Consider the following 24837-nt stretch of genomic DNA (forward strand, 5'->3'; position numbering starts at 1 on the left):
CGGAAACTTTCGAGCAGGTGATCCTGCCGCTGGCCGACAAGCTCGGCGCCGCCGTCGGCGCTTCGCGCGCGGCGGTGGACGCGGGCTATGTGCCGAACGACTACCAGGTCGGCCAGACCGGCAAGATCGTGGCGCCGGAAGTCTACATCGCAGTCGGCATCTCGGGCGCGATCCAGCACCTTGCGGGCATGAAGGACTCGAAGACCATCATCGCCATCAACAAGGACGAGGACGCCCCGATCTTCCAGGTGGCGGACGTCGGCCTGGTCGCGGACCTGTTCACCGCCGTGCCGGAGCTTACCGGTAAGCTCTGAGCGGCGTTAAAACCGTGAAATGATGCGAACCCCGGTCAGGAATGGCCGGGGTTTTGCTTTGTCGGCGCTAGACGACGGTCGACGATTACGCTTGCCATGTCCGGTTTGGCACATAGTCTGCGGGGCATATTTCACGCATGTGCAAGGACTTGGCATGAGCAGAACCCATTCCGCAGCTCTGGCTGCCATGGCGGCGGTCATTTTGACGTCGGCGCCCGCCATGGCCGAGACCACGGTGCTGACGGCCAGTTCGCCCTGGCAAATGGACAATGGCACCGACTCCTGCAGCCTGAAGCGCGGCTTCGGCACGGCGGATAATCCGGCGCTTCTGGAAATCGAGCGGATCGGCCCGGGCGATCGCTTCTATGCCACGATCACTGCCAAGGCCTTCAACGGTCTGGCCGAATCCTCGCACCTCGTGCTCAAGACCGGCCCCGACGGCGTAGAGCCTATTGCCGACCGCTTCACCGTCGCGGATGCGCCGATCGAAGGCGGCGCCAAGCTGACCGCCCTGATGTTCTCCGCCACCACCTGGAACGGCTTCAGGAAAGACGGTCAGTTGCCCGCGGCGGTAACGCCCGAGCGCGAGGCGGCCATTACCTCTCTGATCGTGTCCTGGGGCGACAAGGCGGTTCAGCTCGGAACGGGTCCGCTGGGCAAGGCCATGGCGGCAATGCGCGAATGCACGGATGGCCTGGTGCGTTCGTGGGGCCTCGATCCCGCGCAGCAGGCAAGTCTTTCCGCGCGCCCTGTGCCGAAGACTTCGCCCGATACCTGGATCGCGGCCAACAGCTATCCCTTCGGCGCGGACAATCGCCATCGCCCCGGCCTGACGCGCGCGCGCCTGCTGGTCGATGCTTCCGGCGCGGTGAGCGGCTGCAAGGTGGTGGACAATTACGGCGACGCGGCCTTCGCAGCGACAGCCTGCGAGCAGATGACATCGAAGGCGGCTTTCTCGCCGGCGCTCGATCAGGCCGGCAAGCCGGCGGCGTCCTATTATGAGGCCAGCATCCGTTGGAAGGTACGGCGCCCGATGAAGCAGGTCGGCCAGCGCCGCCGCTGAACTGTGCCAAGAGTCTGTTTGAAAATCCGCGAAATGCGAATTTTGCGGGCCGGTGCCGTTCAAAAATGCCCATCTGGGCATTGTTAAAACAGTCTCTAAGGAACGCGCTCGAACAGGTTGACGATCACGGGTTTGCCGTCTTCGCCGATGTCGTGGCTGCCGCAGGGGGTGAAGCCCAGTGCGGCAGCGACGCGTTCGGAGCCGAGGTTGCCGTCCTCGATCATGCAGGCGATCCGGCGCGGGCCGTGGATGCGATCGAACCATTCCAGCGCGGCCTGCATGACTTCCCTGGCAAGGCCGATGCCCCAATGGTCCTTGCGGACGATCCAGCCCGCTTCCGGCGCGTCGTCCATGCCGTGGCCGAAGCCGCGCCAGGAGTGGAACACTCCGCAATTGGCCACGATCTCGCGCTCGCCCCGCAGGCGCACGGGGAACGTGCCGTAGCCGTAAAGCGCCCAGGAGCCGCCGTTACGCTGGAGGCGTTCGAACACGCCTTTCGGCTCGGCCTGGACAAGGCCGAGGAAACGGCGCGTCTCTTCATCGGCGATGAGGCGGATCATGTCGTCCAGATCGCCGGCCTGCGGCTTCCAGAGTTCGAAACGCTCGGTAACCAGAACCGGGCCGTCCAGCGTCGCCACGCTCACAGCAGCCCGTCCACGACATGGATGCAGACGCCGAACAGGCCGCCGACCAGCGTGCCGTTGATGCGGATGAACTGGAGGTCGCGGCCGACCGCGCCTTCGATGCGATCCGTCACGGTGCGCGCGTCCCAGCGCTTCACGGTTTCCGACACCAGCCTCACGATTTCCCCCCCATAGCGCGACACCACGCCGACCAGCGTGCGCCGCGCGAAGCGATTGACCATGTACTGTAGGCGGGGGTCTTCGCCGAGCGCCAGCCCCAATTGTGCCAGGCTTTCGCCCAGCGCGCCGGAGAGGGCCTTGTCGGGATTGCGCACGGCCTTGAGCAGGGCACTGCGCGTGCGTTCCCAGGTGCTGTCGATCCACGCACCGACGGCCGGGTTTTCGAGCAGTTCGTTCTTGATCCGCTCGACCTTGGCCTGGGTTTCCGGGCGGTGGCGCAAGTCGTCGGCAAGGCGGGTGAGCGCCTCGTCGATGCGCGCGCGCAAGGGGTGGTCGGGCTGCACGATCACTTCGGCAAGCAGGCGATAGGCGCCGTCGAGCACGCCGTTGGCAAGCCTTTCGTCCAGCCCGGTCCAGCGCATGATCGAGTTGGCGCGCTGGTGGATCATCTCGCGGATCATCGGCTCGTTGGCCTCGATCGCTTCGCCGATCTTGCGCATCAGGCTTTCGAGAAGCGGCAGGTGACGGCGGTCGGCAATGGCGTTGGAAAGCATCTGGCCCATCAGGGGCGCGGCCTCCACTTTCTCGATCTGGCGCCGCAGGCCGGTCTTGACCATGCCGCCCATCTGTTCGGGATCGAGCGATTCCAGCACGTCGCCCAACAGGTTCGCCGCGCCCGAACGGATGCGGGACTGCTCTTCGCGCGCCGGGTTGGCCAGGAAGGCACCCGCCGCCGCGGCAAGGTTGAAGCCCCGCAGCCGCCGGGCGACGACCTGGGGCGTCAGGAAATTGTCGCGCAGGAAGGTCGCCATCGAATCGGCGATGCGATCCTTGTTGTCCGGGATGATCGCGGTGTGCGGGATCGGCAGCCCGAGCGGGTGGCGGAAGAGGGCGGTCACCGCGAACCAGTCCGCCAGCCCGCCGACCATCGCGGCCTCGGTAAAGGCGATGGCATAGCCCAGCGGCCCGCTCCATTCGGGATGGAGCACTGCCAGCCTGCGGAGAACCACGAAGGCCGCCGCCATGAACAGCAGCAGCCCCGTTGCGAAGATCCGCATGCGTCTGGCCCGATCGGTCACGACCGGGCCAGACCGTAAAAAGTCTTGCCGTGCCACGGGGATGCTACGCTTGAATCCCGGCAATGTTCCTCCCCGCGGTAAACGGCGGCATCATTCGGCAGCGATCGGCTGCGGGATGGCGCCGGGGCCATCGCCGCTGACATTGTCACCATGGGCGTGGTGCGGCTCGAACGTGAGCAGCTTGCGCCGCAGCCAGGGGCCGAGCCGCTTTTCGAACCCATCCGCAAGGCTGAAGGCGGCAGGCACGATGACCAGCGTCAGCATCGTCGACAGCAGCAGGCCGCCGATCACGGTAATGCCCATCGGCGCGCGCCAGGCGGCGTCGCCCGAGAGCGAGATCGCGGTGGGCACCATGCCTGCCGTCATTGCGACGGTGGTCATGATGATCGGCTGGGCGCGCTTGTGCCCGGCGTCCATGATGGCGGTGAGCTTGTCGACGCCCTTTTCCATCTCCTCGATCGCGAAATCGATCAGCAGGATGGAGTTCTTGGCGACGATGCCCAGTAGCATCAGGATGCCGATGTAGACCGGCATCGAGATCGGCTGGCCGACTATCACCAGCGCCAGCAGTCCGCCCAGCGGTGCCAGCAGCAGCGAGGCCATGTTGACCAGCGGCGAGACGAAGCGGCGATAGAGCAGAACCAGCACCGCGAAGACCAGGAAGATGCCGCTGATCACAGCGATGACGAAGCTGTTCACCATCTCGGCCTGCCACTTGTCCTCGCCCACCGGGGCGTTCGACACGCCGGTCGGCAGGTTGGTCATGATCGGCAGCTTCTGGATCTGCTCCATGATCGGACCCTTGACCTGTCCCTCGCCGAGGTCGGCACCGACGAAGATGCGGCGCGACTGGTTGTAGCGCTGGATCTGGGTCGGCCCTGCGCCGAAGCGGATCTCGGCCACGCGCTTGAGCGGGACGGAGCCGCCGCTGGCGGTGGTGACGGGCAGGTTCTCGATGGTCGAGAAGTCCCGCCGCGAGGCGCGGGCAAGGATGACGCGGATCGGCACCTGGCGGTCGCTCAGCGAGAACTTCGCGGCGTTCTGGTCTATCTCGCCCAGGGTGGCGATGCGGATCGTCTGACTGAGCGCGGCGGTGGTGACGCCGAGCTGGGCGGCGAGATCGAGACGCGGCACGATGACCAGTTCGGGCCGCTGGAGATCGGCGGCGATGCGCGGCGCGATGACGCCGGGGATCGTGCGCATCTGGTCGGCCAGGGTCTGCGCGGTCTTGTAGAGCAGCTTGGAATCGCTGCCCGAAAGCATGACCGAGATATCGCGGCCGCTGCCGAAACCGCCCGACTGGGTGGCGAAAGTCACGCGGGCATCGGGAATGTCCTGAAGCTGCGGGGCCATCCGGCGTTCGAACTCGATGCTGGTCGCCTTGCGCTGGTCGGCGGGCTTGAGCGCGATATAGAGCGATCCCTTGCCCTCACGCGAGGCGGCCAGGATGTGCTGCACTTCGGGCTGGGCTTCCAGCAGGCGCGTCACCTTGCCGGCCACGGCGGCGGTCTGTTCGATCGTGGTGCCGGGCACCATTTCGAGATTGACCGTGCTGGTATCGTTGTTGGTGTTCGGCTGGAACTGCGAAGGCAGGCCCGCGAGCAGGGCGAACGTGAGCACCAGCGCATAGATGCCGGAGCAGAAGGCGTAGAAGCGGTGGTCGCGCATGCGGGCCGCCACGCGGTCCGAGAAGTAGCGATACCAGTCGCCGAAGCGGCCCAGGGCGCCGAGCACGGTCTTGAGGATGGCGCCCAGCAGGAAGATCACGGCCGGGATCGCGAGCGGCGCCACGACGGCGGCCAGCACCAGGGCGGCCCTATCGAGCCCGATCTGGGTGAGCAGGGCCTTGACGCCCGTAAACAGCAGCGCTGCGGCGCCGAAGCTGACGCCCAGGATGACGAGCACGGCGATCGTCGCGACGAGGTAGTACCACCAGCGCGACGGGGCTTTCACGAGCCGCGCCTTCAGGCGGTGCGCTTCCCTGGAATCGAGGGTCCAGGCCAGGATCCTGAGGTAGAAGTCCATGGCCTTGCCGCCGCCATGCTCGGCATGGCCGTGGGCTTTCAGGAAATAGGCCGCGACCATCGGCGTGATCAGGCGCGCCACGGCAAGGCTCATCAGCACGGCGGCCACGACCGTCAGGCCGAAAGCCTTGAAGAACTGGCCCGGAATGCCCGGCATCAGGCCGACCGGCAGGAACACCGCGACGATCGAGAACGTGGTGGCGACGACCGCGAGGCCGATTTCGTCGGCCGCGTCGATCGAGGCCTGATAGGCAGATTTGCCCATGCGCATGTGGCGCACGATGTTCTCGATCTCGACGATGGCGTCATCGACCAGCACGCCCGCCACCAGGCTGAGCGCCAGCAGCGAGAGGAAGTTCAGCGTGAAGCCCAGCAGGTCCATGAACCAGAAGGTCGGGATCGCCGAAAGCGGGATGGCGATGGCGGAGATCATCGTCGCGCGCCAGTCGCGCAGGAACAGGTAGACGATGACGATCGCCAGCACCGCGCCTTCCACCAGCGCTTCCATCGAGCTGGTGTACTGGCCCTTGGTATAGTCCACGTCCGAGAACAGGCGCGTGATGTGGATGTTCGGGTTTTCCTTGCGGATCTTCTCCAGCGCCTTTTCGGCGCCGTCGTAGACGGCCACGTCGGAAGCGCCGAGCGCGCGGGTGAAGCCGAAGGTCACGACCTCGCGGCCGCGCAGCTTGGCGATGCGGGTCTGTTCGGAATAGCCGTCGTAGACCTTGGCGATGTCGGAAAGCTTGACCTGCCGCCCGCCGCCCACGTTGATGCGGGTCTGCGAGAGCTGGTAGGCGTCCTGAGCATTGCCGAGCACGCGCACCGACTGGCGCGATCCGGCGATTTCCGCCTGTCCGCCCGCCGCGTCGGTATTCACCTGGCGCAGCACGGCGTTGATGTCGTTGGCGGTAAGGCCCAGCGCGATCAGCCGCTCGGGATCGACCACGACGCGAATCTCGCGGTCGACGCCGCCGTTGCGTTCCACCGAGGACAGGCCCTCGATCGAGAGCAGGGTCTTGGAGATCGTATCGTCGACGAACCAGCTGAGCTGTTCCATCGTCATGTCGTCGGCACTAACCGCGTAATAGGCCAGATTATCGCCGTTGGCCTCGATCTTGGTGACCATCGGTTCGAGAATGCCGTCGGGCAACTGCCCGCGCACCTGGTCCACCGCGTTCTTGATCTTGTTGGTCGCGACGTCGGGATCGGTGCCCACCGTGAAGAAGACCAGCGTGGTCGAAGTGCCTTCGGAGGCGGTGGACTGGATTTCCTCGATCCCCGGCACGGAGCGGACCGCGCCTTCGATGATCTGGGTTATCTGCGTCTCGATCTCGGTCGGGGCGGCGCCTGGCTGGGAGATCATGACGTGGACGCCGGGAAACTCGACGTCGGGCATGTTGTTCACGTCCATGCGCATGAACGAGACGACGCCGGCGATCATGACGCCGATGAAGAAGACGATCGGGATGATCGGGTTGCGGATCGACCAGGCCGAGATGTTGCGGAGGCTCATGGCGTTCTATCCGCTCAATTGGTCGCTTTGGTCAGGCGCGGCTTGACCTTGTCGCCTTCGTTGAGGAAGCCGCCGGCCCGCAGCACGACCTTTTCGCTGCCGTCCAGCCCGGACTTGACGGTGATGCCGCGGGCCGTGACCAGCCCGGTCTGCACCGGGCGGCGATGCACCACGTTCTTGGCGTCTACCACATAGACGAAAGAGCCCTTGTCGTCGTTCTGGATGGCCGATTCCGGCAGGACCGGGGCAACCGTCTGGCCGCCGTTGATGACGGCGCTGGCAAAGCCGCCGGGGCGCAGCGCGGTGTTGTAGGCAAGGGCGATGCGGGCCACGCCCTGGCGGTTGGTGGCGTCGATCACCGGCGCGACCTGCCAGACCTGGCCAGTGAAGCTTTCGTTGCTGCCCGTGGGCGTCACGCGGGCCGGGACGCCGACATGCATGCGGGCGAGATCGTCTTCGCTGAGCTGGGCGAGCAGTTCCATCTCGCCGCCCTTGGCAAGGCGGAACAGCACGGCGCTGCCGCCGCCGACCACCTGGCCCAGCTCGACATTGCGTTCGAGCACGAGACCGGAAGCGGGGGCGACGATGTTGAGGCGGGCGGTCTGGGCATCGAGCTGGCCCAGCGTGGCGCGCGCCACCTTGACCTGGGCGACGGCGGAATCGCGCGTGGCGGTGAGGCGATCGACGTCGGCCGCGGAGATGAAGCCGCGATCGACCAGCTTGAGTGCGCGGTCGAGATTGGCCTGGGCAAGGCGGGCATCGGCCTGGGCGACGGCGATCTGGGCCGACTGGCCGGCCTGCTGCTGCGACTGGACCGAGCGGTCGATCACGGCGAGGACCTGGCCCTGAGACACCCAGTCGCCCGCTTCGACGAGCACGGCGCGGACCTGGCCGCCTTCGCCGACCGAACCGATCGGCATCGGGCGGCGGGCCGCCAGCGATCCGGTGGCGGTGATTTCACCTTCGACCGAGGCGCGGCCGGGGACGACAACGGTAACGGCAGGCATCTGGACATCGGTTGCGCCGGGCTGCTTGGCTTCCCCGCCGCCGCGCACGGCGAACCAGATACCGGTGGCCAGCAGCACCGCCGCGATGATCGCGATCAGCCACCAGCGGCGCGAGGTGCCGCTTGGCTCGCCCTCATCGTGCAGCGTTTCGTCGCCGAGCGGATAGCCGCCCGCACCCGTACCGCCCAAGGTCTTGCCCGTGGCCGCCAACCCCTCGTTCTCCGTCACGTCGATCCTGCTGTCGTAATTCATCGTGTCACCGCAAAAACTGCGATTGCCCCCAATCCCGAATGCCTGGCCGGAGGCCCGATCTTCCGCGATGTTGCGAAAGCCGCGCGAAATCGCCGGAAGGCACGATCTGCCGTCGGAGCGCGGACACGCGGGTCCACGCCGCTGCGACGGCCAATTTCCTGCGAAAGGACATATACCTGCGGTGGACGGGTGGCAATCGACAGTCGTTCTTCCGCCGACCCGGATCGACCAGCGTCGATGAAAGTAACGGTAATGGGGTGCGCGACTTATCTGGCGGGAATTGCTTGGAGATATACAGAAAACGGCGACGAACCCAGGTTCGCCGCCGTTTCGGGGTCCTTGCGGGACCAAATAGGCAGTACGCTCAATACTTCTGCTGACGCTCGTAGAGATCGCGGTAGTGCTGAATCCGTGTGACGCGCAGGCCCTGCATGCCGGAGCGGTCCACGGCGCGCTGCCAGGACGCGAATTCCTCGAGCGTGAGCTGGTAGCGTTCGCAAACCTCGTCGATCGTCAGCAGCCCGCCGTTGACCGCCGCCACCACTTCCGCCTTGCGGCGCACGACCCAGCGAGAGGTGTTCGCCGGGGGAAGCGATTCAAGCGTCAACGGTTCGCCGAGCGGCCCGATTACCTGGGCAGGACGGATTTTCTGGTTCTCGATCATCATCACCCTCGTACGCCGGTGCTTGGATTGCCGGCGACGGAAAGGACATTGGCCTGCGCTGGCTTGCGATTGCCTGAAGCATTTGGGTTAACAGTTATTGAGACTGACGCATACGTATGAATCACATTGGCTGCCGGACCGGCGAAGCTGCCGAAGCGGTGGAGACGGGTCGAAACCGTGGTCTCGACGGCGACATCGTCGAGCACCGTGCGCAGATCGTGTGCGGCGAAAAGCCGGGAACGCAAGGAAAACCAGTCGATTGGACGATCGGCCGCGATGAACGCCTCGCTGCCGCGACCCGGCGCATGCCCTGCTGTGCAGGTTTCATGATCGTGAGCGATGTTCATACCGCCCATCTGTAGCGCGGCTTGGTCAAGGGAGTGTAAAGGCCGCGCTTACTCTTTTTTAATCATTGTTAACGCGGCTTCCCGATGCTCCTTAACCGTGACAGCGCGGGCAGGGGCAGGGCAAACCGGGGCCGAAAGCGCGGCACGTGCGGTTGAAAGGTAGGAATTCGCCGCATTCGGCTGTATGGGGCGGCGCATGACCGCCCTTTCCGATCTTGAAGGACTGGTGGCCGGCCTCGACCCCGCCACGCTGTTCCAACTGCCTGCGCCGCTTTCGGCGCGCCGCATCGTCGTTGCCATGTCCGGCGGCGTCGACAGCTCGGTCGTCGCCGCGCTGGCTGCCGCGACCGGTGCCGAGACCATCGGCGTCACGCTCCAGCTCTACGACTACGGCGCCGCGACTGGCCGCAAGGGTGCCTGCTGCGCGGGCGACGACATTCGCGACGCGCGCGCCGTGGCCGACCGCCTGGGCATCGCCCACTACGTCTTCGACCACGAGAGCGCCTTTCGCGAGGAAGTGGTCGAGCGCTTCGCGGACGACTACATGGCGGGCCGCACCCCGATCCCCTGCATCCGCTGCAACATGGGACCCAAGTTCACCGACCTGCTGACAATGGCGCGCGACCTTGGCGCGGACTGCCTCGCCACCGGCCACTACGTGCGCCGCGTGGAAGGACCGGCCGGTTCGGAGCTGCACCGCGCCTTCGATCCCGCGCGCGACCAGAGCTATTTCCTCTACGGCACGACCGAGGCCCAGCTCGATTTCCTGCGCTTCCCGCTCGGCGGACTGCCCAAGAGCGAGACCCGCCGCCTGGCCGAAGCGGCCGGGCTGCGCGTGGCGGACAAGCCGGACAGCCAGGACATCTGCTTCGTGCCCGATGGCGACTATGCCAAGATCGTGCGCGCGGTACGCCCGGAAGGCGAGGCGCCCGGAGAGATCGTCCACGCCCTGACCGGCGAGGTACTGGGCACCCACCGTGGCATCATCCACTATACCGTGGGCCAGCGCCGCGGCCTGGAGATCGGCGGCCAGCCCGAGCCGCTCTACGTCGTGCGTATCGATGCGCCCGGGCGCCGGGTCATGGTCGGCCCGCGCAGCCTGCTCGGCGTTGCCGCTGCCAGGGTGACCGAAACCAACCGGATCGGCCCGCTGCCCGATGCTCCGCTGACGGCCAAGGTCCGGTCGTTGGCCAAACCGGTGCCGATCACGCTCGAAGGACCCTTCGGCGGCGGCGCGGAAACGACGATCCGTTTCGCGACTCCCGAATATGGCGTGGCGCCGGGACAGGCGGCGGTGATCTATGCGGGAGACCGGGTGGTCGGCGGCGGCTGGATCGAGGGCACCGAGGCGGCGATTCCGCTGGATTGAGGGTGAGGGAACGCCCCGCCCCTTACTCCGCCCAGGGCTCCAGCTGGCAACCGCGATCGGCGGCGAACGTGGCGGTCTGGCTGGCCAGCAGGGGCACGCTGGCCTTGACCGTGCGGGCATCGGCATCTTCGGACAGCATCATGAAGCTGGCGGTGCGGCCCAGCCCGGCGACGGCGATCCGGCCCTTGCAGCTTCCTAGCGCCTGCCCGGAAACGAAGCGGCAGGCGCAGGCGACCCGCGCGCCGTAGGAGGTGCTCACCAGCGCTTCCTCGCGCAGGCCGCGCCATGACCAAGCCAGCAGCAGCACCGCTGCCAACAAGGCGAGCAGCACCAGGTTGCGCAGCCAGCGCGACGGCTGGCGGCTTCGCTCTGTGCCGCCCGGAATGCCGGGCTGCGGCGGGCTGTCCCCGGTCCTGTATGTCGTGCCTGTTGCCATATTCCCGCGCCTCGCACATCACACCGCGCGTCATGCCGGTGCGCCGCCCCCCCCTTATCCTCGCCCTTTCGCTCGTGCCAGTCCTGGCGCTGGCGGGCCTCGCCGGCTGTGGACAGGACGCGCAGCAGGGACCGCCGCCGCCGAGCGCCGAATCGCAGGCCGCCATCAAGGATGACGGCGGCGCCCCGCGTGCCGCTTTCGGCCGCGCCATCGACGGGCTGTTCGCAGAGGACGTCGGCCGGACCGAGGCGCTTGTGGTGATGAAGCGCGGCGCGGTCATCGCCGAGCGCTACGGCGAAGGCGTGCGTGCCGAAACGCGGCTGCACGGCTGGGGCATGGGGCAGTGCGTCACGGCGCTGATGGTCGGGCAGCTCGTCAGCGACGGACGGCTGCGGCTGGCCGAATCGGCGCCGATCCCGGCGTGGCAGCGCCCCGGCGATCCGCGCGGCGAGATCACGCTCAAGCAGCTCCTGCAGATGCGCTCGGGCCTGCGCCATTCGGAAACAGGGGGCTCGGCAAATGGCGCAAGCACTGGCGGCAGCCTAGCGCAGCAGTCCGACCGCATGCGCATGCTCTATCTCGACGGGCGCGACGACATGGCGGCTTATGCCGAGGCGCAGCCGCTGGAGGCGCCTGCCGGTGCGCGATTCGTGAACAGCGCGGCCACGCCCGTGATTCTCTCGGACCTTGCCGCGCGGGTGCTGTCGCCTGACGCCCATCCCGATCGTCGCCGCAAGGCGGTGGGCGACTACTTGCGCAACCGGGTCTTCGCGCCGCTCGGCATGGATTCGGCGATGGCCGGGTTCGACCGTTCGGGCACGATGATCGGATCGGCCATGATCCACGCCTCGGCGCGCGACTGGGCGAAGCTGGGCGAATTCCTGCGCCATACCGGCTCGATCCAGGGCGCGCAGATCCTGCCGCGCCGCTGGGTGCAGTTCATGCTGGAATCCTCGCCGCGCAATCCCGGCTACGGGGCGGGCGTGTGGCTCAACCGAACCAAGGCCAAACCCGGCGCGGGCGGGGAGGACGTGCTGTTTCCCGGCATGGCGCCGGGCAATGTCTTCGCCTGCGTGGGCGAGCAGGGCCAGTACGTGATCGGCTCGCCCGACCAGCTCCTGACCGTCGTGCGGCTGGGCGAGAGCGATCCCGTGCAGGAGCGCGTGGTTCACGATAGGCTGGGCAAGCTTCTGGCGATGTTCCCGGGCGGGATCTGAAGAGGGCACCTGCCGCAACGAAAAGGGCCGGAAGCGATGCTGCGCTTCCGGCCCTTTTCGTTAGCGATGGTAAGGCGGTTCAGCCTTCGATCGTGGTCTGTGCGTCGCGGCCGTCGCCTTCCGGGGCGGCCAGGATCGCGCGGGTGACCTGACCCTTGGCGACAGTGTAAGTGCCCGGATCGCCCACGGTGGAGCGAATCGCCGGATCCGACGGACCGGCCATGCTCAGGGTCGACTTCTCGATGTCGCTGCGGGCCTGCGGGCCGCCGAACAGCGCGTCGAGCGCCTGCTGCTGGACATTGTCGTCCGAGGGGCGAGGCTGGCCCTGCTTCGGCGGGGCGAGGGTGAAATCGGGCGGCACCACCAGCGGCGACTGGCGCTGCACGGCGAATTCGTCGGGACGGTTGTGGTCCAGCAGGCCGGTGCTTCCGCAGCCGGACACGAGCACCGCACCGGCGGCGACGAGAATCAGGGCTCCGGTCTTCTTCATGGGCATCAACTCAAATCTCCGGGGCGGCGTCGGGCGCCTTGTCATGTCCGCCATTCGTTTCGGGCTTGTCGCGCGAAAGCAATGAGCGGGCAAGGATAATCAGGACGCCGACCGTGATGGCGACGTCGGCAATGTTGAAAATGAGGAACGGACGCCATTCGCCGAAGTGAAGGTCGGCATAGTCGATCACGAAACCCATGGTGAAACGATCGCGGATATTGCCCAGTGCGCCGCCCAGCACCATGGCCAGGGCGGCGATCTCGCCGAGCTTGCGCTCGCGCAGCATCCAGATGAAGACGAACAGCGCGATGAGGCCGGTCATCGCCACCAGCGCCCAGCGGCCTTCGGGCGAATCCGCCGTGAACAGGCCCAGCGAGACGCCGAGGTTCCTGGTCCAGCGCAAGTCGAAGAAGGGGGCGATTTCGATCACCCCCACGTCCCGCAGCTTGAGCCCCGAGACGACCCAGGCCTTGAACCCCTGGTCGATCACGAAGACGACAGCGGCGATCAGCAGGCCGATCAGGCGTTTGCGGGCGACCGACATCCCGGCCGACATCCCGCCAGTCACGCCTGTTCCTCCACAGCGCCCACCACGTCATCGCAGCGGTCGCAGAGGTCGCCATCTTCCGAGACTTCGGGAAGGTGGCGCCAGCAGCGGCCGCACTTGTGGTCGGTGGAGGGGGTGACGGTCACGTCGTCTCCCTGCCCACGCGTCACTTTCGCGGTGATGAACAGTTCGGCCAGATCGGCGTCAGAGGCACTGGCAGGTGCCGAGGCCGGAACCGTGACTTCGGCGGCGAGGCTGGAACCGACGATCTTCTCGCGGCGCAGCGGCTCGATGGCCTCGGTCACCTTCACGCGCAGGGCGCGTAGGTCTGCCCAGCGGGCGGTATCGGCTTCCACGGCGGGAACGTCCGGCCATTCGAGCAGGTGGACGCTCTCGCTGCCGGGGAAGCGGCTCTGCCAAACTTCCTCGGCGGTGAAGACGGTGACCGGCGCGGCATAGCGCACCAGCGCGTGGAACAAGGTGTCCAGCACGGTGCGATAGGCGCGGCGCTTCGGATCGGAAGGCGCGTCGCAGTAGAGGCAATCCTTGCGGATATCGAAGAAGAAGGCCGAGAGGTCTTCGTTGCAGAAATCCAGCAGGGTGCGGACGTAAGTATTGAAGTCGAAGTCCGCGACGGCCTTGCGCAGCGTGGCATCGACGCCTGCGAGCAGCGAGAGCACGTAGCGCTCCAACTCGGGCATCTCCGAAACCGGCAGCTTCTCGTCGTCCGAGAACCCGTCGAGCGCGCCCAGCAGGTAGCGCATGGTGTTGCGCAGCTTGCGGTACTGGTCGGCCACGCCCTTCAGGATCTCGTCGCCGATGCGGTGATCCTCGGTATAGTCCACCGAAAGCGCCCAGAGGCGGATGATGTCGGCGCCGTTGGTCTCCAACACCTTGATCGGGCTGATGGTGTTGCCGAGCGACTTCGACATCTTGAAGCCCTTGGCATCCATCGTGAAGCCGTGGGTCAGCACCGCCTTGTACGGCGCATGGCCGCGCGTGGCGCAGCTCTCGAGCAGCGAGGACTGGAACCAGCCGCGATGCTGGTCGCTGCCTTCAAGATAGAGGTCGGCGGTGGGGCCGACATGATCCTCGGCGGGCACCAGTTCGGGCCAGCGGCCGGATTCGAGCACGAAGGCGTGGGTCGAGCCGGAATCGAACCAGACGTCGAGAATGTCGACCACGCGCTCGTAGTCATCGGCGCTGTACTTGCTGCCGAGGTATTCCTGCGCGCGCGCGTCCGACCAGGCATCGACGCCGATCTCGCGGATGGCGGCGATGATGCGGGCGTTCACTTCGGCATCGACGAGGTATTCGCCGGACTTGCGATCGACGAACAGCGTGATCGGCACGCCCCAGGCGCGCTGGCGCGACAGCACCCAGTCCGGGCGGCCTTCGACCATGGCGCCGATGCGGTTGCGGCCCTTTTCGGGGACGAAGCGCGTTTCGGCGATGGCGTCCAGCGCGGCTTCGCGCAGCGTCGGCGAGGCTTCGGCGGTTTCGTCCTGCGGATCGATGGCGCCGCCTTCCCCTTCCCAGCGGCGCTCTGCGCGAGTCTTGGAGGGCAGGTGGCCGAGAACCTTGTCCATCGGCACGAACCACTGCGGGGTGCAGCGGAAGATCACCTTGGCCTTGGAACGCCACGAATGCGGGTAGGAGTGCTTGTAGTCGGCCGAAGCCGCCAGCAGCGCGCCAGCCTCACGCAGGTCCGAGCAGATCGGGCCGTCGGGGGCGTTGAACTTGGGATTGATGACCGAGCCCTGACCTCCGAGCCAGCCCCAGTCCTCGCGATACTTGCCGTCGGCTTCGACCACGAACTTGGGGCCGATGCCGTTCGCCTTGCAGAGCAGGAAGTCGTCCTCGCCATGGTCGGGCGCCATGTGGACGAGGCCGGTGCCGCTCTCGGTGGTGACGAAATCGCCCGCGAGCAGGGGACGCGGTTCGGCAAAGAAGCCGCCCAGCGCGTGCATCGGGTGGCGGGCGAGGGTTCCGGCGAGTTCGGAGCCTTTGAAGGTTTCCCGCGAACGACCGGCGATCTGCGCGCCAAGGTTCACCACTTCGGGGTTAACGGCGTTCGATCCGCTGAAATCGATCCGCTTCAATTGGGCGTTCAAACGGGCAAGGAAACCGCCGACCAATTCCGTCGCGATCAAGAACGGGCGGCCAAGGATGAAGCCATTTTCGGCCGCGATACGCTCGGCATCAATGGTGCCTGCCTGGGGAACATTGGCATCCGAGGAACCAGCATCGATGCCGGGGTAAACGAGGGTGTACTCAACCTCAGGCCCATAGGCGAGCGCCTGGTTGGTCGGAATCGTCCACGGCGTGGTCGTCCAGATCACAGCATAGGCACCGACCAGTTCCGGCACGGCGGATTCGGTGATCTCGAAAGCCACGTCGATCTGGGTGGAGACGATGTCCTCGTACTCGACTTCGGCCTCTGCCAGCGCGGTCTTTTCGACCGGGCTCCACATCACCGGCTTGGCGCCGCGATAGAGCATGTCATGCTCTGCGAACTTCAGCAGTTCGGTGACGATGGTGGCTTCGGCCTGGAAGTCCATGGTGAGGTAGGGTTTGTCCCAGTCACCGTTGACGCCGAGGCGCTTCAGCTGCTCGCGCTGCACGTTCACCCAGTTCTGGGCATAGGCGCGGCATTCGGCGCGGAATTCCTCGGCCGGAACCTCGTCCTTGTTCTTCTTCTTCTTGCGGTATTCTTCCTCGACCTTCCACTCGATGGGGAGGCCGTGGCAGTCCCAGCCGGGGACGTAGGGTGCGTTCTTGCCCAACAGGGTCTGGGTGCGCACGACCATGTCCTTCAGGATATGGTTCAGCGCGTGGCCGATGTGCATGTCGCCATTCGCGTAGGGCGGGCCGTCATGCAGCACGAACTTCTCGCGGCCCGCGCGGGCCTCGCGGGTCTTGGCGTAAATGTCCTGTTCCTGCCAGCGCGCAAGAATACCCGGCTCCTTCTGCGGGAGCCCGGCCTTCATGGGGAAATCGGTCTTCGGCAGGAAGACGGTCGATCGATAATCGCGCTGTTCGGTCATATGCGCTGCGCACTAGAGCAAATGCGCGGATGTTGGAAGGGTTCGCAGGCATTGCGGCGCGCGGGTTTTGACGGCGGAGAACCTCTCCACTCCCAGCTCGTCACCCTGAACTTGTTTCAGGGTCCATTTCCCAGCACGCACGGTCCGGTCGGTGTTGCGCGATGGATCCTGAAACAAGTTCAGGATGACGTTGCTTATTGGGCTAACGGGTTTGTCGCGAGCGGGCGTTCACCCGATATGCGACAGCAGTTCCCGGGCGCGGTCGCAGTCGCGGCGCATCTGGGCGACGAGGGCGTCGAGCGAATCGAACTTCGCCTCGGGGCGCAGGAAGTGGTGGAAGGCCACTTCGATCTCCTGGCCGTAGAGATCGCCGGAGAAGTCGAAGAAATAGGGTTCCAGCAGTTCGATCGGCGGCTCGAAGGTGGGGCGCACGCCCATGTTGGCGGCGCCGGGCAGGATGCGCCCGTCCGGCATGCGGCCGGTCACGGCGTAGATGCCGTAGCGCGGGCGCAAGTAGTTGTTCATGTTGATATTGGCGGTGGGGAAGCCGATGGTCCGGCCCAGCTTGCCGCCGTGCTGCACCACCCCGCGCGCCGCGAAAGGGCGGGTGAGCAAGCGGGCGGCGGTCTCGCACTCGCCCAGCTTCAGCGCGTCGCGGATGCGGCTGGAGGAAATCACGCCCTCTGCATCATGCACGGGGCCGACGGTGCGCCCTTCCAGGCCGAAGCCCGCGCCCACTTCGCACAGGACGCGCGGATTGCCGCCGCGGCCCTTGCCGAAGGTGAAATCCTCGCCGGTGACGACCCCGGCGCAGCCGAGCTGGCGGCCGAGCACCTGCTCCACCCAGTCCGCCGCTTCCATCGAGGCCATGGCCCGGTCGAAATGGAGCACCAGCATGGCATCGGCACCGGCAGCCTCGAACAGGTCCTGCCGCTGGTCGAGCGTGGTCAGGCGAAACGCGGGGGCGTCGGGTTTGAACAGGCGGACGGGATGGGGATCGAAAGTCGCGACAATGGCAGGGCGGCCGCGTTCGCGCGCCCAGCGAATCGCTTCGCCGACCACGGCCTGGTGGCCCTGATGAAACCCGTCGAAATTGCCGAGCGCCAGAATGGCGCCGCGCATCGATTCGGGAATGGCTTCGCGGTTGTCGAGACGAATCATGTCGATTGAGGCCTATAAGTCCCGGACCAGCGTTACGAAAGCGTGCGCGGGATAGTCACCGTCCGCCTGATGTTCCTCGCGCGCGGTTTCCCGCCATTCGGGACCGGTCGCGGGCATTGCGGTGTCGCCGGGATAGTCGGCGTGGATCTCGGTCAGTTCGATGCGGCGGGCCAGCGGCAGGAACAGCCGGTAGATCTCGGCGCCGCCGATCACCGCCACGTCGTCGCCGCCCGCCCGCGCAAGGGCGTCCTCTACCGAATGCGCTACTTCCGCGCCCTCGGCTTGCCATGCGGTATCGCGGGTGAGCACGATGTGGCGGCGGCCGGGCAGCGGCGAGGGGAAGCTGTCGAACGTCTTGCGGCCCATGATCATGGGCTTGCCCATCGTCATGGCCTTGAAGCGCCGGAGATCGGCGGGCAGGCGCCAGGGCAGGGCGCCGTCGCGGCCGATCACGCCGTTCGCGGCGCGGGCGTAGACAAGGAAGAGGTCCTGCGCCAAGTGCCGGTCAGTCCCGCTGGAAGGTCAGGCGGGTGACGTGGCCCATCTTGCGGCCGGGACGCGCGGCACCCTTGCCGTAGAGGTGAAGGTGGTTGGCCGGATCGGACAGGATCGCCCGCCAGTCATCCGCTTCGTCGCCGATCAGGTTGCGCATTTCCACGGCATCGGCGGCAAGCCCGGTATCGCCCAGCGGCAGCCCGCAGATGGCGCGGACGTGATTTTCGAACTGGCTGGTGACCGCGCCCTCGATGGTCCAGTGCCCGGAATTGTGGACGCGCGGCGCCATCTCGTTGAAGACGGGGCCGTTTTCGGTCGCGAAGAATTCCAGCGTGAGCACGCCGACATAGTCCAACGCGTCGGCCACTTTGGCGGCGAGTTCGCGCGCGGCGGGAACCTGTTCCAGCAGACGCGCGGGCGCGGGCACGGTGCTGAGCGCCAGGATGCCGCCCTCATGCACGTTGTGGGCCGAATCGAAATAGCGGATCTCGCCGTCCGCGCCGCGGCACAGAATCACCGAGAACTCGGCGAAGAACGTGACGAAGCCTTCGTAGATCAGCGGCTGGTCGGGAAGGTCGAGGCCCTCGGCGTCCCCCGCCGTCATGATGCGCCACTGGCCCTTGCCGTCGTAGCCGTCGCGCCGGGTCTTGAGAATGCCGGGCGCGCCGATCGCGGCGATGGCTTCGGCAAGATCGGCGGCGGAATCGACCGGATGGAAGGGGGCAGGGGTGCCGCCGAGGTCCGTGACGAAGCGCTTCTCGTTGAGCCGGTCCTGCGCGGTTTCCAGCGCGAGAGGCTTTGCCAGCAGCGGCACGTCACCCAGCGCGGCGAGCGGGCCGACCGGCACGTTCTCGAACTCATAGGTGACGACGGCGCAGCCTGCGGCGAAGCGGGCCATGGCCTCGGCATCGTCCCAGGCGGCGCAAGTGAATTCCGCGCTGACTTCGGCGGCGATCGAATCGGCTTCGGGGGCGTAGATATGGCTACGGTAGCCGAGCTGGGCCGCGGCCATCGCGATCATGCGGCCGAGCTGGCCGCCGCCGAGGATGCCGATGGTTTCGCCGGGAGGGATCATCTTTTGGACTCGTTGCATGCAGGCCCTTCGACAAGCTCAGGGCGAGCGGACTTCAATTCAACTCGGATAACACCGTTACCCGCTCATGCTGAGCCTGTCGAAGCATCATGCCCGAGCTGGCAAGACAGCCGGGCCGAAGCGATCAGACCGGCTTTTCCGCCACGCTGGCCGTCTGGTCCGCGCGGAAGGTCTTGAGGCGCGCGGCCAGGGCCGGGTCGGAGGTGGCGAGGATCGCGGCGGCCAGCAGGCCCGCATTGGCTGCGCCCGCCTCGCCGATCGCCAGGGTGCCGACCGGAATGCCGGCGGGCATCTGCACGATCGAGAGCAGGCTGTCCTGCCCCGAAAGCGCCTTCGACTGCACCGGCACGCCCAGCACGGGAAGGTGCGTCATCGAAGCGATCATGCCGGGCAGGTGGGCGGCGCCCCCCGCTCCGGCGATCACCACCTTGAAGCCTTCGCCGTCCGCGCCCTTGGCGAAATCGACCAGACGCTCGGGCGTGCGGTGTGCCGAGACGATCCGGGCGTCATAGGCGACGCCCAGCTTGTCCAGCATCTCGGCGGCGCGGATCATGGTCGGCCAATCGGACTGGCTGCCCATGACGATGGCAACAGGAGCCCCCACCCCGCTCATCTCAGCGCTCCGAGAGATAGTAGCGGTCGAGCACCGCGAGATCGTCCGCCAGTTCGTAGACGATCGGCTGGCCGGTCGGGATTTCGAGGCCGGTGATCTCGTCGTCCGAGATGCCGGACAGGTGCTTCACCAGTGCGCGCAGGCTGTTGCCGTGGGCGGAGATCAGCACGTCGGCGCCGGCCTTGAGGTGCGGCACGATCGAGCCTTCGTAGTAAGGCAGGACGCGCGCGATGGTGTCCTTCAGGCTTTCGGTCTGCGGCACGTCGATCCCGGCGTAGCGCGGGTCGGTGGAGAGATCGAATTCGCTGCCGATTTCGAGGACCGGCGGCGGCGTGTCGAAGCTGCGGCGCCAGATCTTGACCTGATCGTCGCCGTGCTTCGCCGCGGTCTCGGCCTTGTTGAGGCCGGTGAGGCCGCCGTAGTGGCGTTCGTTGAGGCGCCAGTCCTTGGTCTCGGGGATCCACAGCAGGCCAGCGGCTTCCAGGGCGAGATGCAGCGTGCGGATCGCGCGGGTCTGGAGCGAGGTGAAGGCGACGGCGGGCGCCAGGCCCTTTTCCTTCAGCAGGGTGCCGGCGGCGCGGGCTTCTTCCTCACCCTTTTCGGTAAGGTCTACGTCCCACCAGCCGGTGAAGCGGTTTTCGAGATTCCATTGGCTCTGGCCGTGGCGGACGAGGATCAGGCGAGGCAAGGCGTACTCCCAGGTCTCAGCGGCGATCCCCTCGGGAAACGCCCGTTGGCAGACTGACTCTATGTCTGGGCGCAGCCCCTAGCTTTCCGGCGCCGGTTTGGAAAGACCGCCTGATTCGTTTTCATGACCTGATTCGGAAGAGGAGGCGGATTCGTCGGCGGAGGAGATGGCCCGCGCCTGCGCTTTGCGGCGGCGAAGATTTTCACGAAGCTTGGCGGCAAGCCGTTCCTCGCGGGAATGCGCGGTATTCGTCATGGTCAGGGCGTCTTTCGAGGGGCCTTGGAGTGGGCTTGAAATGGCTTTCTGAAAAAGAATGCGCAAGAGGCGCTTGACAATCTTCGCGGTCACGGACATTAGCGCGCCCCTGCCCCGGGTCGCCGGGACAAGCGCTTCCGGCAACGGAAATCAGGCGCTGCTGTAGCTCAGTGGTAGAGCGCGTCATTGGTAATGACGAGGTCGGGAGTTCAATCCTCCCCAGCAGCACCATTCTCCCCCATATCGAGAATTGGTGATCCCGTAGCAAGCTGCGGATGTTCCACGTGAAAACGCGTGAACTGTGACTTTTTTGCTGCACCGCAGCGCTGTCACGAAAGTGCCATCCCATTGGCACCTAACTGTCACGAACCCTGCCTAGACGCGCCGCAATTCGTTGCAAAACAGGGTTCCAGTACATGAAGACTTCCCTCCGCATCGCTGCGGGACTGCTCGCCTCGGCATCGTTCGCCACGATCGCCCATGCCGGTGAAGTGGCCGGCAGCGTGCATGACGCATCGGGCGTGCGTCCTCTGCAGTCGGCTTCGGTCCGCATCGTCGAACTGAACCGCTCGGCCGAGACCGATCGCGGCGGCAACTTCATCTTCGGCGACGTGCCGGCCGGAACCTATACCGTGGAAGCGCGCTACGTCGGCGCCGAAGTGACCACCCAGTCGCTCACCGTTCCCGCCACCGGCCGCATCGCCAGCGACTTCAACCTGCCCGCGATCGGCGGCGGCGACATCCTGGTGACCGGCCAGACCGCCAACCTGACCAGCGCCCTGTCGCGCCAGAAGGCGGCCGACGGCGTGGTTTCCGTGCTCACCCGCGACGCCGTGGGCCAGTTCCCCGACCAGAACGTGGCCGAATCGCTGCGCCGCCTGCCGGGCATCAATATCCTCAACGACCAGGGCGAGGGCCGCTTCGTGGCCGTGCGCGGCCTCGATCCCAACCTCAACTCGACCTCGCTCAACGGTGTGCGCATCCCGGCACCGGAATCGGACGTGCGCCAGGTCGCGCTCGACGTCGTCTCGTCGGACACCATCGAATCGGTGGAAGTGAAGAAGTCCTTCACCCCCGACATGGACGGTGACTTCATCGGCGCATCGGTGGAGATCAAGACCACCAGTGCCTTCGATTCGAAGAAGAACCGCTACTCGCTGAACGCCGAAGGCAGCTGGAACGACTATTCGGGCAAAGTCACGCCGAAGGGTGCGTTCGACTTCACCCAGAAGCTGGGCGAGAACTTCGGCATTGCCGGCTCCGTCAGCTACTACAAGCGCAAGTTCGAGACCGACAACGTCGAGGCGGCGGACTGGACCGAGGACGATAACGGCAACGCCTATGCCGAAACCCTGGAATACCGCGACTACGACGTCGAGCGCACCCGCATCAACGCGGCGCTCTCGTTCGACTGGCGCGTTTCGGACACCACCAAGGCCTATGTGCGCGGCAACTGGGCGCAGTTCGACGATCATGAATATCGCCGCCGCACCACTTTCGACTTCAGCGACTTCGGCGAAGCCAGCGGCGCCACCGGATCGACCGTGCGCTTCGACACCGCCGATCTCGACGATGGCGACAAGCTGACCATCGAGCGCGACCACAAGGATCGCTTCGAGCGCCAGCGCATCCGCTCGGTCGCCATCGGCAGCGACACCGACACCGGCACCTGGAAGTTCAACTGGCAGGGCAGCTATGCCAAATCGACCGAGAAGGAGACCTTCTCGCTCGATCCCAGCCGCTACACCGCCGAGTTCGAGAACGATTCGGGCGTTGCCATCGACGTGAACAACGGCAACAAGTTCTTCCCGGCTTACTCGGTCGCAAACGGCGCGGCATCGGTGAACGATGCAAGCAACTACGGGTTCGACCGCCTCGAACTGACGACCCTGTCGGACAGCCAGGACGAGGAATGGGCGGCCAAGGCCGACCTCGCCCGCACCTTCGCCGGCGACAATGGCGACTTCACCGTGCAGGGCGGCGTCAAGGCACGCTGGCGCAAGAAGTCCTACGATTTCAACATGAGCCGCTTCGACGGCTATGACGGCGACTATACGCTGGCCGATGTGCTGGGCAAGCAGACCTACCGCCTGCTCGACATGGGCCCGGTGGCCAGCAAGCGTGGTCCGGCCGACTTCTACCTCGCGAACGAAGGCGGCTTCGAATACAACGATGTCGACAGCCTGATCGACAGCTCGACCAGCGACTACTCGGTGCGCGAGGACATCCTGGCCGGTTACCTGCTCGGCCGCTGGGACTCTGCCACCCTGCGCGTGATCGGCGGCGTCCGCGTGGAACGCACCTACAACAAGCTGAACGGCAACCTTGTCGCCGTGAGCGAGAACGACGACGGCGATAGCGTGGTCGATGTCTCGGGCGTGGGCTACGAGCGCAACTACACCAACTGGCTGCCCAGCCTGACCCTGCGCTGGAGCCCGCAGAGCAACCTCGTCGCCCGCGCGGCCGGCTACAAGACGGTGGTACGCCCCAAGCTGGCCGACCTCGCGCCGCGCTACAGCATCAACGAGGATGGTGAGGCCGAATTCGGCAACCCCTACCTCAAGCCCTACCAGGCCTGGAACTTCGATGCCGGGTTCGACTACTACTTCACCAACAACGGCGCGATCTCGTTCGGCGGCTTCTACAAGTCGATCAAGGACTACACCTACAGCGCCTTCTCCAGCGAGGAAGGCACCTTCAACGGGGTGGACTATACCGAGCTGCGCACGCCGGTGAACGGCGACACCGCGACCGTCGCGGGCCTGGAAGCCAGCTTCAGCCAGGTCTTCTCGATGCTGCCTTCGCCCTTCGATGGCCTGCTGACCCAGCTCAACTACACCTACACTTACGCGCGCGGCACCGTGCTCGACGATGACGGCGTGGCCCGCCGCATCTCGCTGCCTTCGTCGTCGAAGAACACCTTCAACGTCGTGCTCGGTTACGAGAAGGGCCCGGTCAGCCTGCGCGCCGCCGGTACCTTCCGCGACAAGTACCTGGACGAAGTGGGCGGTGCCCCGGATCAGGACCGCATCGTCAACCAGCACTTCCAGCTGGACCTCTCGGCCAAGTACAAGCTGACCGAGAACGTGCGGCTCTTCGCGGACTGGGTGAACGTGAACAACGCCAAGTTCTATGCCTATCAGGACTTCGCCGGTTCCAAGCGTCTCCTCCAGTACGAGGAATACGGCTCGACCGTGAAGTTCGGCGCGAAGGTGACCTTCTGATGAAGGCACCTTTCACGACTGTCGCCGATATCGTGAAGCAGGGGTCGGGAGCATTGCTTCCGGCCCTTCTGCTTGCCGGCTGCGCAACCACGGGCGGAGCGCCTGCCGCCGTCATGCTTCCCGCCGTGAACGTTCCGGCCGAGGCCGAAACGGTGCCGGTGGGCACGCCCAACGCCGATGCCGCGGACGATCCGGCTATTTGGCGCAATGCCGCCGATCCGGCCGCCAGCCTGGTCCTCGGCACCGACAAGAAGGCGGGGCTCTACGTCTACGGCCTCGACGGCAAGGTCCGCGATTTCGCGGCGGCGGGCGCGCTCAACAATGTCGACCTTCGCGAAGTGCGCATGGCCGATGGTTCCAGGCGCATCCTCGTCGGCGCCAGCGACCGCACCGACCGCGCCGAACCGCGCATCGCGCTGTTCGCGCTCGACGGCGCGACCGGCAAGCTGGCGGCGCTGGGTGCCGAGACCTTCCTGCCCGCCGGTCATGCCCCGGCAGAGGCCTATGGCTTCTGCATGGGCAGCGCGCTGGCGCGCGGCGAACTGGCGCGGGCCTATGTCGTGCTCAAGGACGGCTCGGTGGCGGAAAGCCGCCTGCTGGAGAAGGACGGACGGATCGCGGCGGACTATGTCCGGCTGGTGAAGTTCGCCACCCAGTCCGAAGGCTGCGTGGTGGACGATGCAGGCAAGGTCCTGTTCGTGGCCGAGGAAGACGTCGGCATCTGGAAGGTTCCGCTCGCCGGGGCCGATCTCGTGGCCCAGCCTTTCGCCCGCGTCGGCGCCGAGGACGGTCTCGTGGCCGATGTCGAGGGTCTGGCCGTGGCGCGCGAGGACGGCGGCCGGGCCTGGCTGGTGGCGTCGAGCCAGGGCGACAATGCCTATGCGCTGTTCGACTTGTCCTCAAACACGCTGTCTGGGGGCAAGCCTGCGGGGCGTTTCCGCATCGATGGTGGCACGATCGGCGGCACTAGCGACACCGATGGCATCGAAGTCATGCTCGGCGATTTCGGCCCGCAGTTCCCCGAGGGCCTGATGGTCGCGCAGGACGGCAACAATGCGCCCAAGGCACAGAACTTCAAGATGTTGTCCTGGCGGTCGATCCGCACCGCGCTGGGGATCGAGTGAGCGCTATGGCCC

General features: G+C 66.3%; 22 protein-coding genes and 1 tRNA gene. 7 read left to right on the plus strand and 16 right to left on the minus strand.

Translation table 11 applies throughout. The features are described 5' to 3' along the window. Together NTCA1_RS03320 and NTCA1_RS03325 are read left to right on the plus strand one after the other, a co-directional pair. Positions 1-314 (plus strand): FAD-binding protein (locus NTCA1_RS03320; RefSeq protein WP_201282407.1); only part of this gene is annotated, 314 nt, incomplete at its 5' end. 154 nt (positions 315-468) lie between these two features. Further along, positions 469-1377, plus strand: coding sequence for an energy transducer TonB (locus tag NTCA1_RS03325; protein WP_159828361.1), 909 nt, complete (start codon positions 469-471; stop codon positions 1375-1377). A 95-nt stretch (positions 1378-1472) separates the two neighbouring features. On the opposite strand, the gene NTCA1_RS03330 is transcribed toward NTCA1_RS03325, so the two are convergent. The 6 genes from NTCA1_RS03330 to NTCA1_RS03355 all read right to left on the minus strand — a co-directional run bounded on the left by NTCA1_RS03330 (position 1473) and on the right by NTCA1_RS03355 (position 9066). Further along, positions 1473-2021: a GNAT family N-acetyltransferase gene (locus NTCA1_RS03330; RefSeq protein ID WP_236549082.1), complete on the minus strand. Its 549-nt coding sequence runs from the start codon at positions 2019-2021 to the stop codon at positions 1473-1475. Continuing rightward, on the minus strand, positions 2018-3238 hold the full coding sequence (locus NTCA1_RS03335; RefSeq protein ID WP_086490947.1) for a DUF445 domain-containing protein: 1221 nt from the start codon (positions 3236-3238) through the stop codon (positions 2018-2020). The genes NTCA1_RS03330 and NTCA1_RS03335 overlap by 4 nt, the downstream gene beginning before the upstream one ends. Positions 3239-3349: 111 nt before the next feature. Further along, positions 3350-6796 carry an efflux RND transporter permease subunit gene (locus NTCA1_RS03340; protein WP_159828365.1) on the minus strand — a complete coding sequence of 1149 codons (3447 nt, stop codon included), beginning with the start codon at positions 6794-6796 and terminating at the stop codon, positions 3350-3352. A 14-nt stretch (positions 6797-6810) separates the two neighbouring features. After that, positions 6811-8055, minus strand: coding sequence for an efflux RND transporter periplasmic adaptor subunit (locus NTCA1_RS03345; RefSeq protein WP_159828370.1), 1245 nt, complete (start codon positions 8053-8055; stop codon positions 6811-6813). Positions 8056-8419: 364 nt separating this feature from the next. Further along, positions 8420-8719 (minus strand): DUF1153 domain-containing protein, encoded by a 300-nt coding sequence (locus tag NTCA1_RS03350; RefSeq protein WP_086490989.1) that lies wholly within the window; start codon positions 8717-8719, stop codon positions 8420-8422. Positions 8720-8721: 2 nt separating this feature from the next. Continuing rightward, positions 8722-9066: a hypothetical protein gene (locus tag NTCA1_RS03355; protein WP_159828373.1), complete on the minus strand. Its 345-nt coding sequence runs from the start codon at positions 9064-9066 to the stop codon at positions 8722-8724. 196 nt (positions 9067-9262) lie between these two features. On the opposite strand from NTCA1_RS03355, the gene mnmA reads away from it, so the two are divergent. After that, on the plus strand, positions 9263-10435 hold the full coding sequence (mnmA, locus tag NTCA1_RS03360; protein ID WP_159828376.1) for a tRNA 2-thiouridine(34) synthase MnmA: 1173 nt from the start codon (positions 9263-9265) through the stop codon (positions 10433-10435). 22 nt (positions 10436-10457) lie between these two features. Here the strand turns inward: mnmA and NTCA1_RS03365 are convergent, their stop codons facing one another. Next, positions 10458-10871, minus strand: coding sequence for a hypothetical protein (locus NTCA1_RS03365; RefSeq protein WP_236549083.1), 414 nt, complete (start codon positions 10869-10871; stop codon positions 10458-10460). A 32-nt stretch (positions 10872-10903) separates the two neighbouring features. Between NTCA1_RS03365 and NTCA1_RS03370 the strand changes: the two genes are divergently transcribed. Beyond that, the gene (locus tag NTCA1_RS03370; protein ID WP_159828936.1) at positions 10904-12088 is read left to right on the plus strand and encodes a serine hydrolase; all 1185 of its coding nucleotides are present in this window, start codon (positions 10904-10906) and stop codon (positions 12086-12088) included. 79 nt (positions 12089-12167) lie between these two features. Here the strand turns inward: NTCA1_RS03370 and NTCA1_RS03375 are convergent, their stop codons facing one another. The 9 genes from NTCA1_RS03375 to NTCA1_RS03415 form a co-directional block, all read right to left on the minus strand. Next, a complete protein-coding gene (locus NTCA1_RS03375) occupies positions 12168-12584 on the minus strand; it encodes a DUF3035 domain-containing protein (RefSeq protein WP_086490991.1) in 417 nt (138 codons plus the stop codon). A gap of 4 nt (positions 12585-12588) precedes the next feature. Beyond that, positions 12589-13122 (minus strand): signal peptidase II, encoded by a 534-nt coding sequence (gene lspA / locus NTCA1_RS03380; RefSeq protein WP_159828939.1) that lies wholly within the window; start codon positions 13120-13122, stop codon positions 12589-12591. 20 nt (positions 13123-13142) lie between these two features. Next, complete coding sequence (locus tag NTCA1_RS03385) at positions 13143-16172, minus strand: isoleucine--tRNA ligase (RefSeq protein WP_159828379.1); 3030 nt, start codon at positions 16170-16172, stop codon at positions 13143-13145. Between the two features lie 228 nt (positions 16173-16400). Continuing rightward, the gene (locus tag NTCA1_RS03390; RefSeq protein ID WP_201282408.1) at positions 16401-17333 is read right to left on the minus strand and encodes a bifunctional riboflavin kinase/FAD synthetase; all 933 of its coding nucleotides are present in this window, start codon (positions 17331-17333) and stop codon (positions 16401-16403) included. 12 nt (positions 17334-17345) lie between these two features. Beyond that, positions 17346-17831: a dihydrofolate reductase gene (locus tag NTCA1_RS03395; protein WP_159828382.1), complete on the minus strand. Its 486-nt coding sequence runs from the start codon at positions 17829-17831 to the stop codon at positions 17346-17348. 7 nt (positions 17832-17838) lie between these two features. After that, positions 17839-18903 carry a 5-(carboxyamino)imidazole ribonucleotide synthase gene (locus tag NTCA1_RS03400; protein ID WP_159828385.1) on the minus strand — a complete coding sequence of 355 codons (1065 nt, stop codon included), beginning with the start codon at positions 18901-18903 and terminating at the stop codon, positions 17839-17841. A 142-nt stretch (positions 18904-19045) separates the two neighbouring features. Next, positions 19046-19534, minus strand: coding sequence for a 5-(carboxyamino)imidazole ribonucleotide mutase (purE, locus tag NTCA1_RS03405; protein WP_159828388.1), 489 nt, complete (start codon positions 19532-19534; stop codon positions 19046-19048). A gap of 1 nt (position 19535) precedes the next feature. Next, positions 19536-20222, minus strand: a complete 687-nt coding sequence (gpmA, locus tag NTCA1_RS03410; protein WP_159828391.1) for a 2,3-diphosphoglycerate-dependent phosphoglycerate mutase — start codon at positions 20220-20222, stop codon at positions 19536-19538. A 78-nt stretch (positions 20223-20300) separates the two neighbouring features. After that, positions 20301-20576 (minus strand): hypothetical protein, encoded by a 276-nt coding sequence (locus tag NTCA1_RS03415; protein WP_086490959.1) that lies wholly within the window; start codon positions 20574-20576, stop codon positions 20301-20303. Positions 20577-20633: 57 nt separating this feature from the next. Between NTCA1_RS03415 and NTCA1_RS03420 the strand changes: the two genes are divergently transcribed. The 3 genes from NTCA1_RS03420 to NTCA1_RS03430 all read left to right on the plus strand — a co-directional run bounded on the left by NTCA1_RS03420 (position 20634) and on the right by NTCA1_RS03430 (position 24825). After that, positions 20634-20708: transfer RNA gene (locus tag NTCA1_RS03420), tRNA-Thr, on the plus strand. A gap of 185 nt (positions 20709-20893) precedes the next feature. Continuing rightward, positions 20894-23701, plus strand: a complete 2808-nt coding sequence (locus NTCA1_RS03425; protein ID WP_159828394.1) for a TonB-dependent receptor — start codon at positions 20894-20896, stop codon at positions 23699-23701. Next, entirely contained in the window at positions 23701-24825 is a 1125-nt protein-coding gene (locus NTCA1_RS03430; protein WP_159828397.1) for a phytase, read from the plus strand. The genes NTCA1_RS03425 and NTCA1_RS03430 overlap by 1 nt, the downstream gene beginning before the upstream one ends. The last annotated feature ends 12 nt before the right edge of the window (positions 24826-24837 follow it).

Source organism: Novosphingobium sp. TCA1, from assembly GCF_009811895.1.
GTDB classification, from domain to species: domain Bacteria; phylum Pseudomonadota; class Alphaproteobacteria; order Sphingomonadales; family Sphingomonadaceae; genus Novosphingobium; species Novosphingobium panipatense_A.

What these genes read in the sequence shown, in the direction of transcription:
- NTCA1_RS03425 (WP_159828394.1), top strand. Translation starts at nt 20,894, where the DNA reads ATGAAGACTTCCCTCCGCATCGCTGCGGGACTGCTCGCCTCGGCATCG.
- NTCA1_RS03325 (WP_159828361.1), top strand. Translation starts at nt 469, where the DNA reads ATGAGCAGAACCCATTCCGCAGCTCTGGCTGCCATGGCGGCGGTCATT.
- NTCA1_RS03415 (WP_086490959.1), bottom strand. Translation starts at nt 20,576, where the DNA reads ATGTCCGTGACCGCGAAGATTGTCAAGCGCCTCTTGCGCATTCTTTTT.
- NTCA1_RS03345 (WP_159828370.1), bottom strand. Translation starts at nt 8,055, where the DNA reads ATGAATTACGACAGCAGGATCGACGTGACGGAGAACGAGGGGTTGGCG.
- purE (WP_159828388.1), bottom strand. Translation starts at nt 19,534, where the DNA reads ATGAGCGGGGTGGGGGCTCCTGTTGCCATCGTCATGGGCAGCCAGTCC.
- NTCA1_RS03365 (WP_236549083.1), bottom strand. Translation starts at nt 10,871, where the DNA reads ATGGCAACAGGCACGACATACAGGACCGGGGACAGCCCGCCGCAGCCC.
- NTCA1_RS03375 (WP_086490991.1), bottom strand. Translation starts at nt 12,584, where the DNA reads ATGCCCATGAAGAAGACCGGAGCCCTGATTCTCGTCGCCGCCGGTGCG.
- mnmA (WP_159828376.1), top strand. Translation starts at nt 9,263, where the DNA reads ATGACCGCCCTTTCCGATCTTGAAGGACTGGTGGCCGGCCTCGACCCC.
- NTCA1_RS03385 (WP_159828379.1), bottom strand. Translation starts at nt 16,172, where the DNA reads ATGACCGAACAGCGCGATTATCGATCGACCGTCTTCCTGCCGAAGACC.
- lspA (WP_159828939.1), bottom strand. Translation starts at nt 13,122, where the DNA reads ATGTCGGTCGCCCGCAAACGCCTGATCGGCCTGCTGATCGCCGCTGTC.
- NTCA1_RS03400 (WP_159828385.1), bottom strand. Translation starts at nt 18,903, where the DNA reads ATGATCCCTCCCGGCGAAACCATCGGCATCCTCGGCGGCGGCCAGCTC.
- NTCA1_RS03340 (WP_159828365.1), bottom strand. Translation starts at nt 6,796, where the DNA reads ATGAGCCTCCGCAACATCTCGGCCTGGTCGATCCGCAACCCGATCATC.
- NTCA1_RS03430 (WP_159828397.1), top strand. Translation starts at nt 23,701, where the DNA reads ATGAAGGCACCTTTCACGACTGTCGCCGATATCGTGAAGCAGGGGTCG.
- NTCA1_RS03355 (WP_159828373.1), bottom strand. Translation starts at nt 9,066, where the DNA reads ATGAACATCGCTCACGATCATGAAACCTGCACAGCAGGGCATGCGCCG.
- NTCA1_RS03370 (WP_159828936.1), top strand. Translation starts at nt 10,904, where the DNA reads ATGCCGGTGCGCCGCCCCCCCCTTATCCTCGCCCTTTCGCTCGTGCCA.
- NTCA1_RS03390 (WP_201282408.1), bottom strand. Translation starts at nt 17,333, where the DNA reads ATGATTCGTCTCGACAACCGCGAAGCCATTCCCGAATCGATGCGCGGC.
- NTCA1_RS03350 (WP_086490989.1), bottom strand. Translation starts at nt 8,719, where the DNA reads ATGATCGAGAACCAGAAAATCCGTCCTGCCCAGGTAATCGGGCCGCTC.
- NTCA1_RS03335 (WP_086490947.1), bottom strand. Translation starts at nt 3,238, where the DNA reads ATGCGGATCTTCGCAACGGGGCTGCTGCTGTTCATGGCGGCGGCCTTC.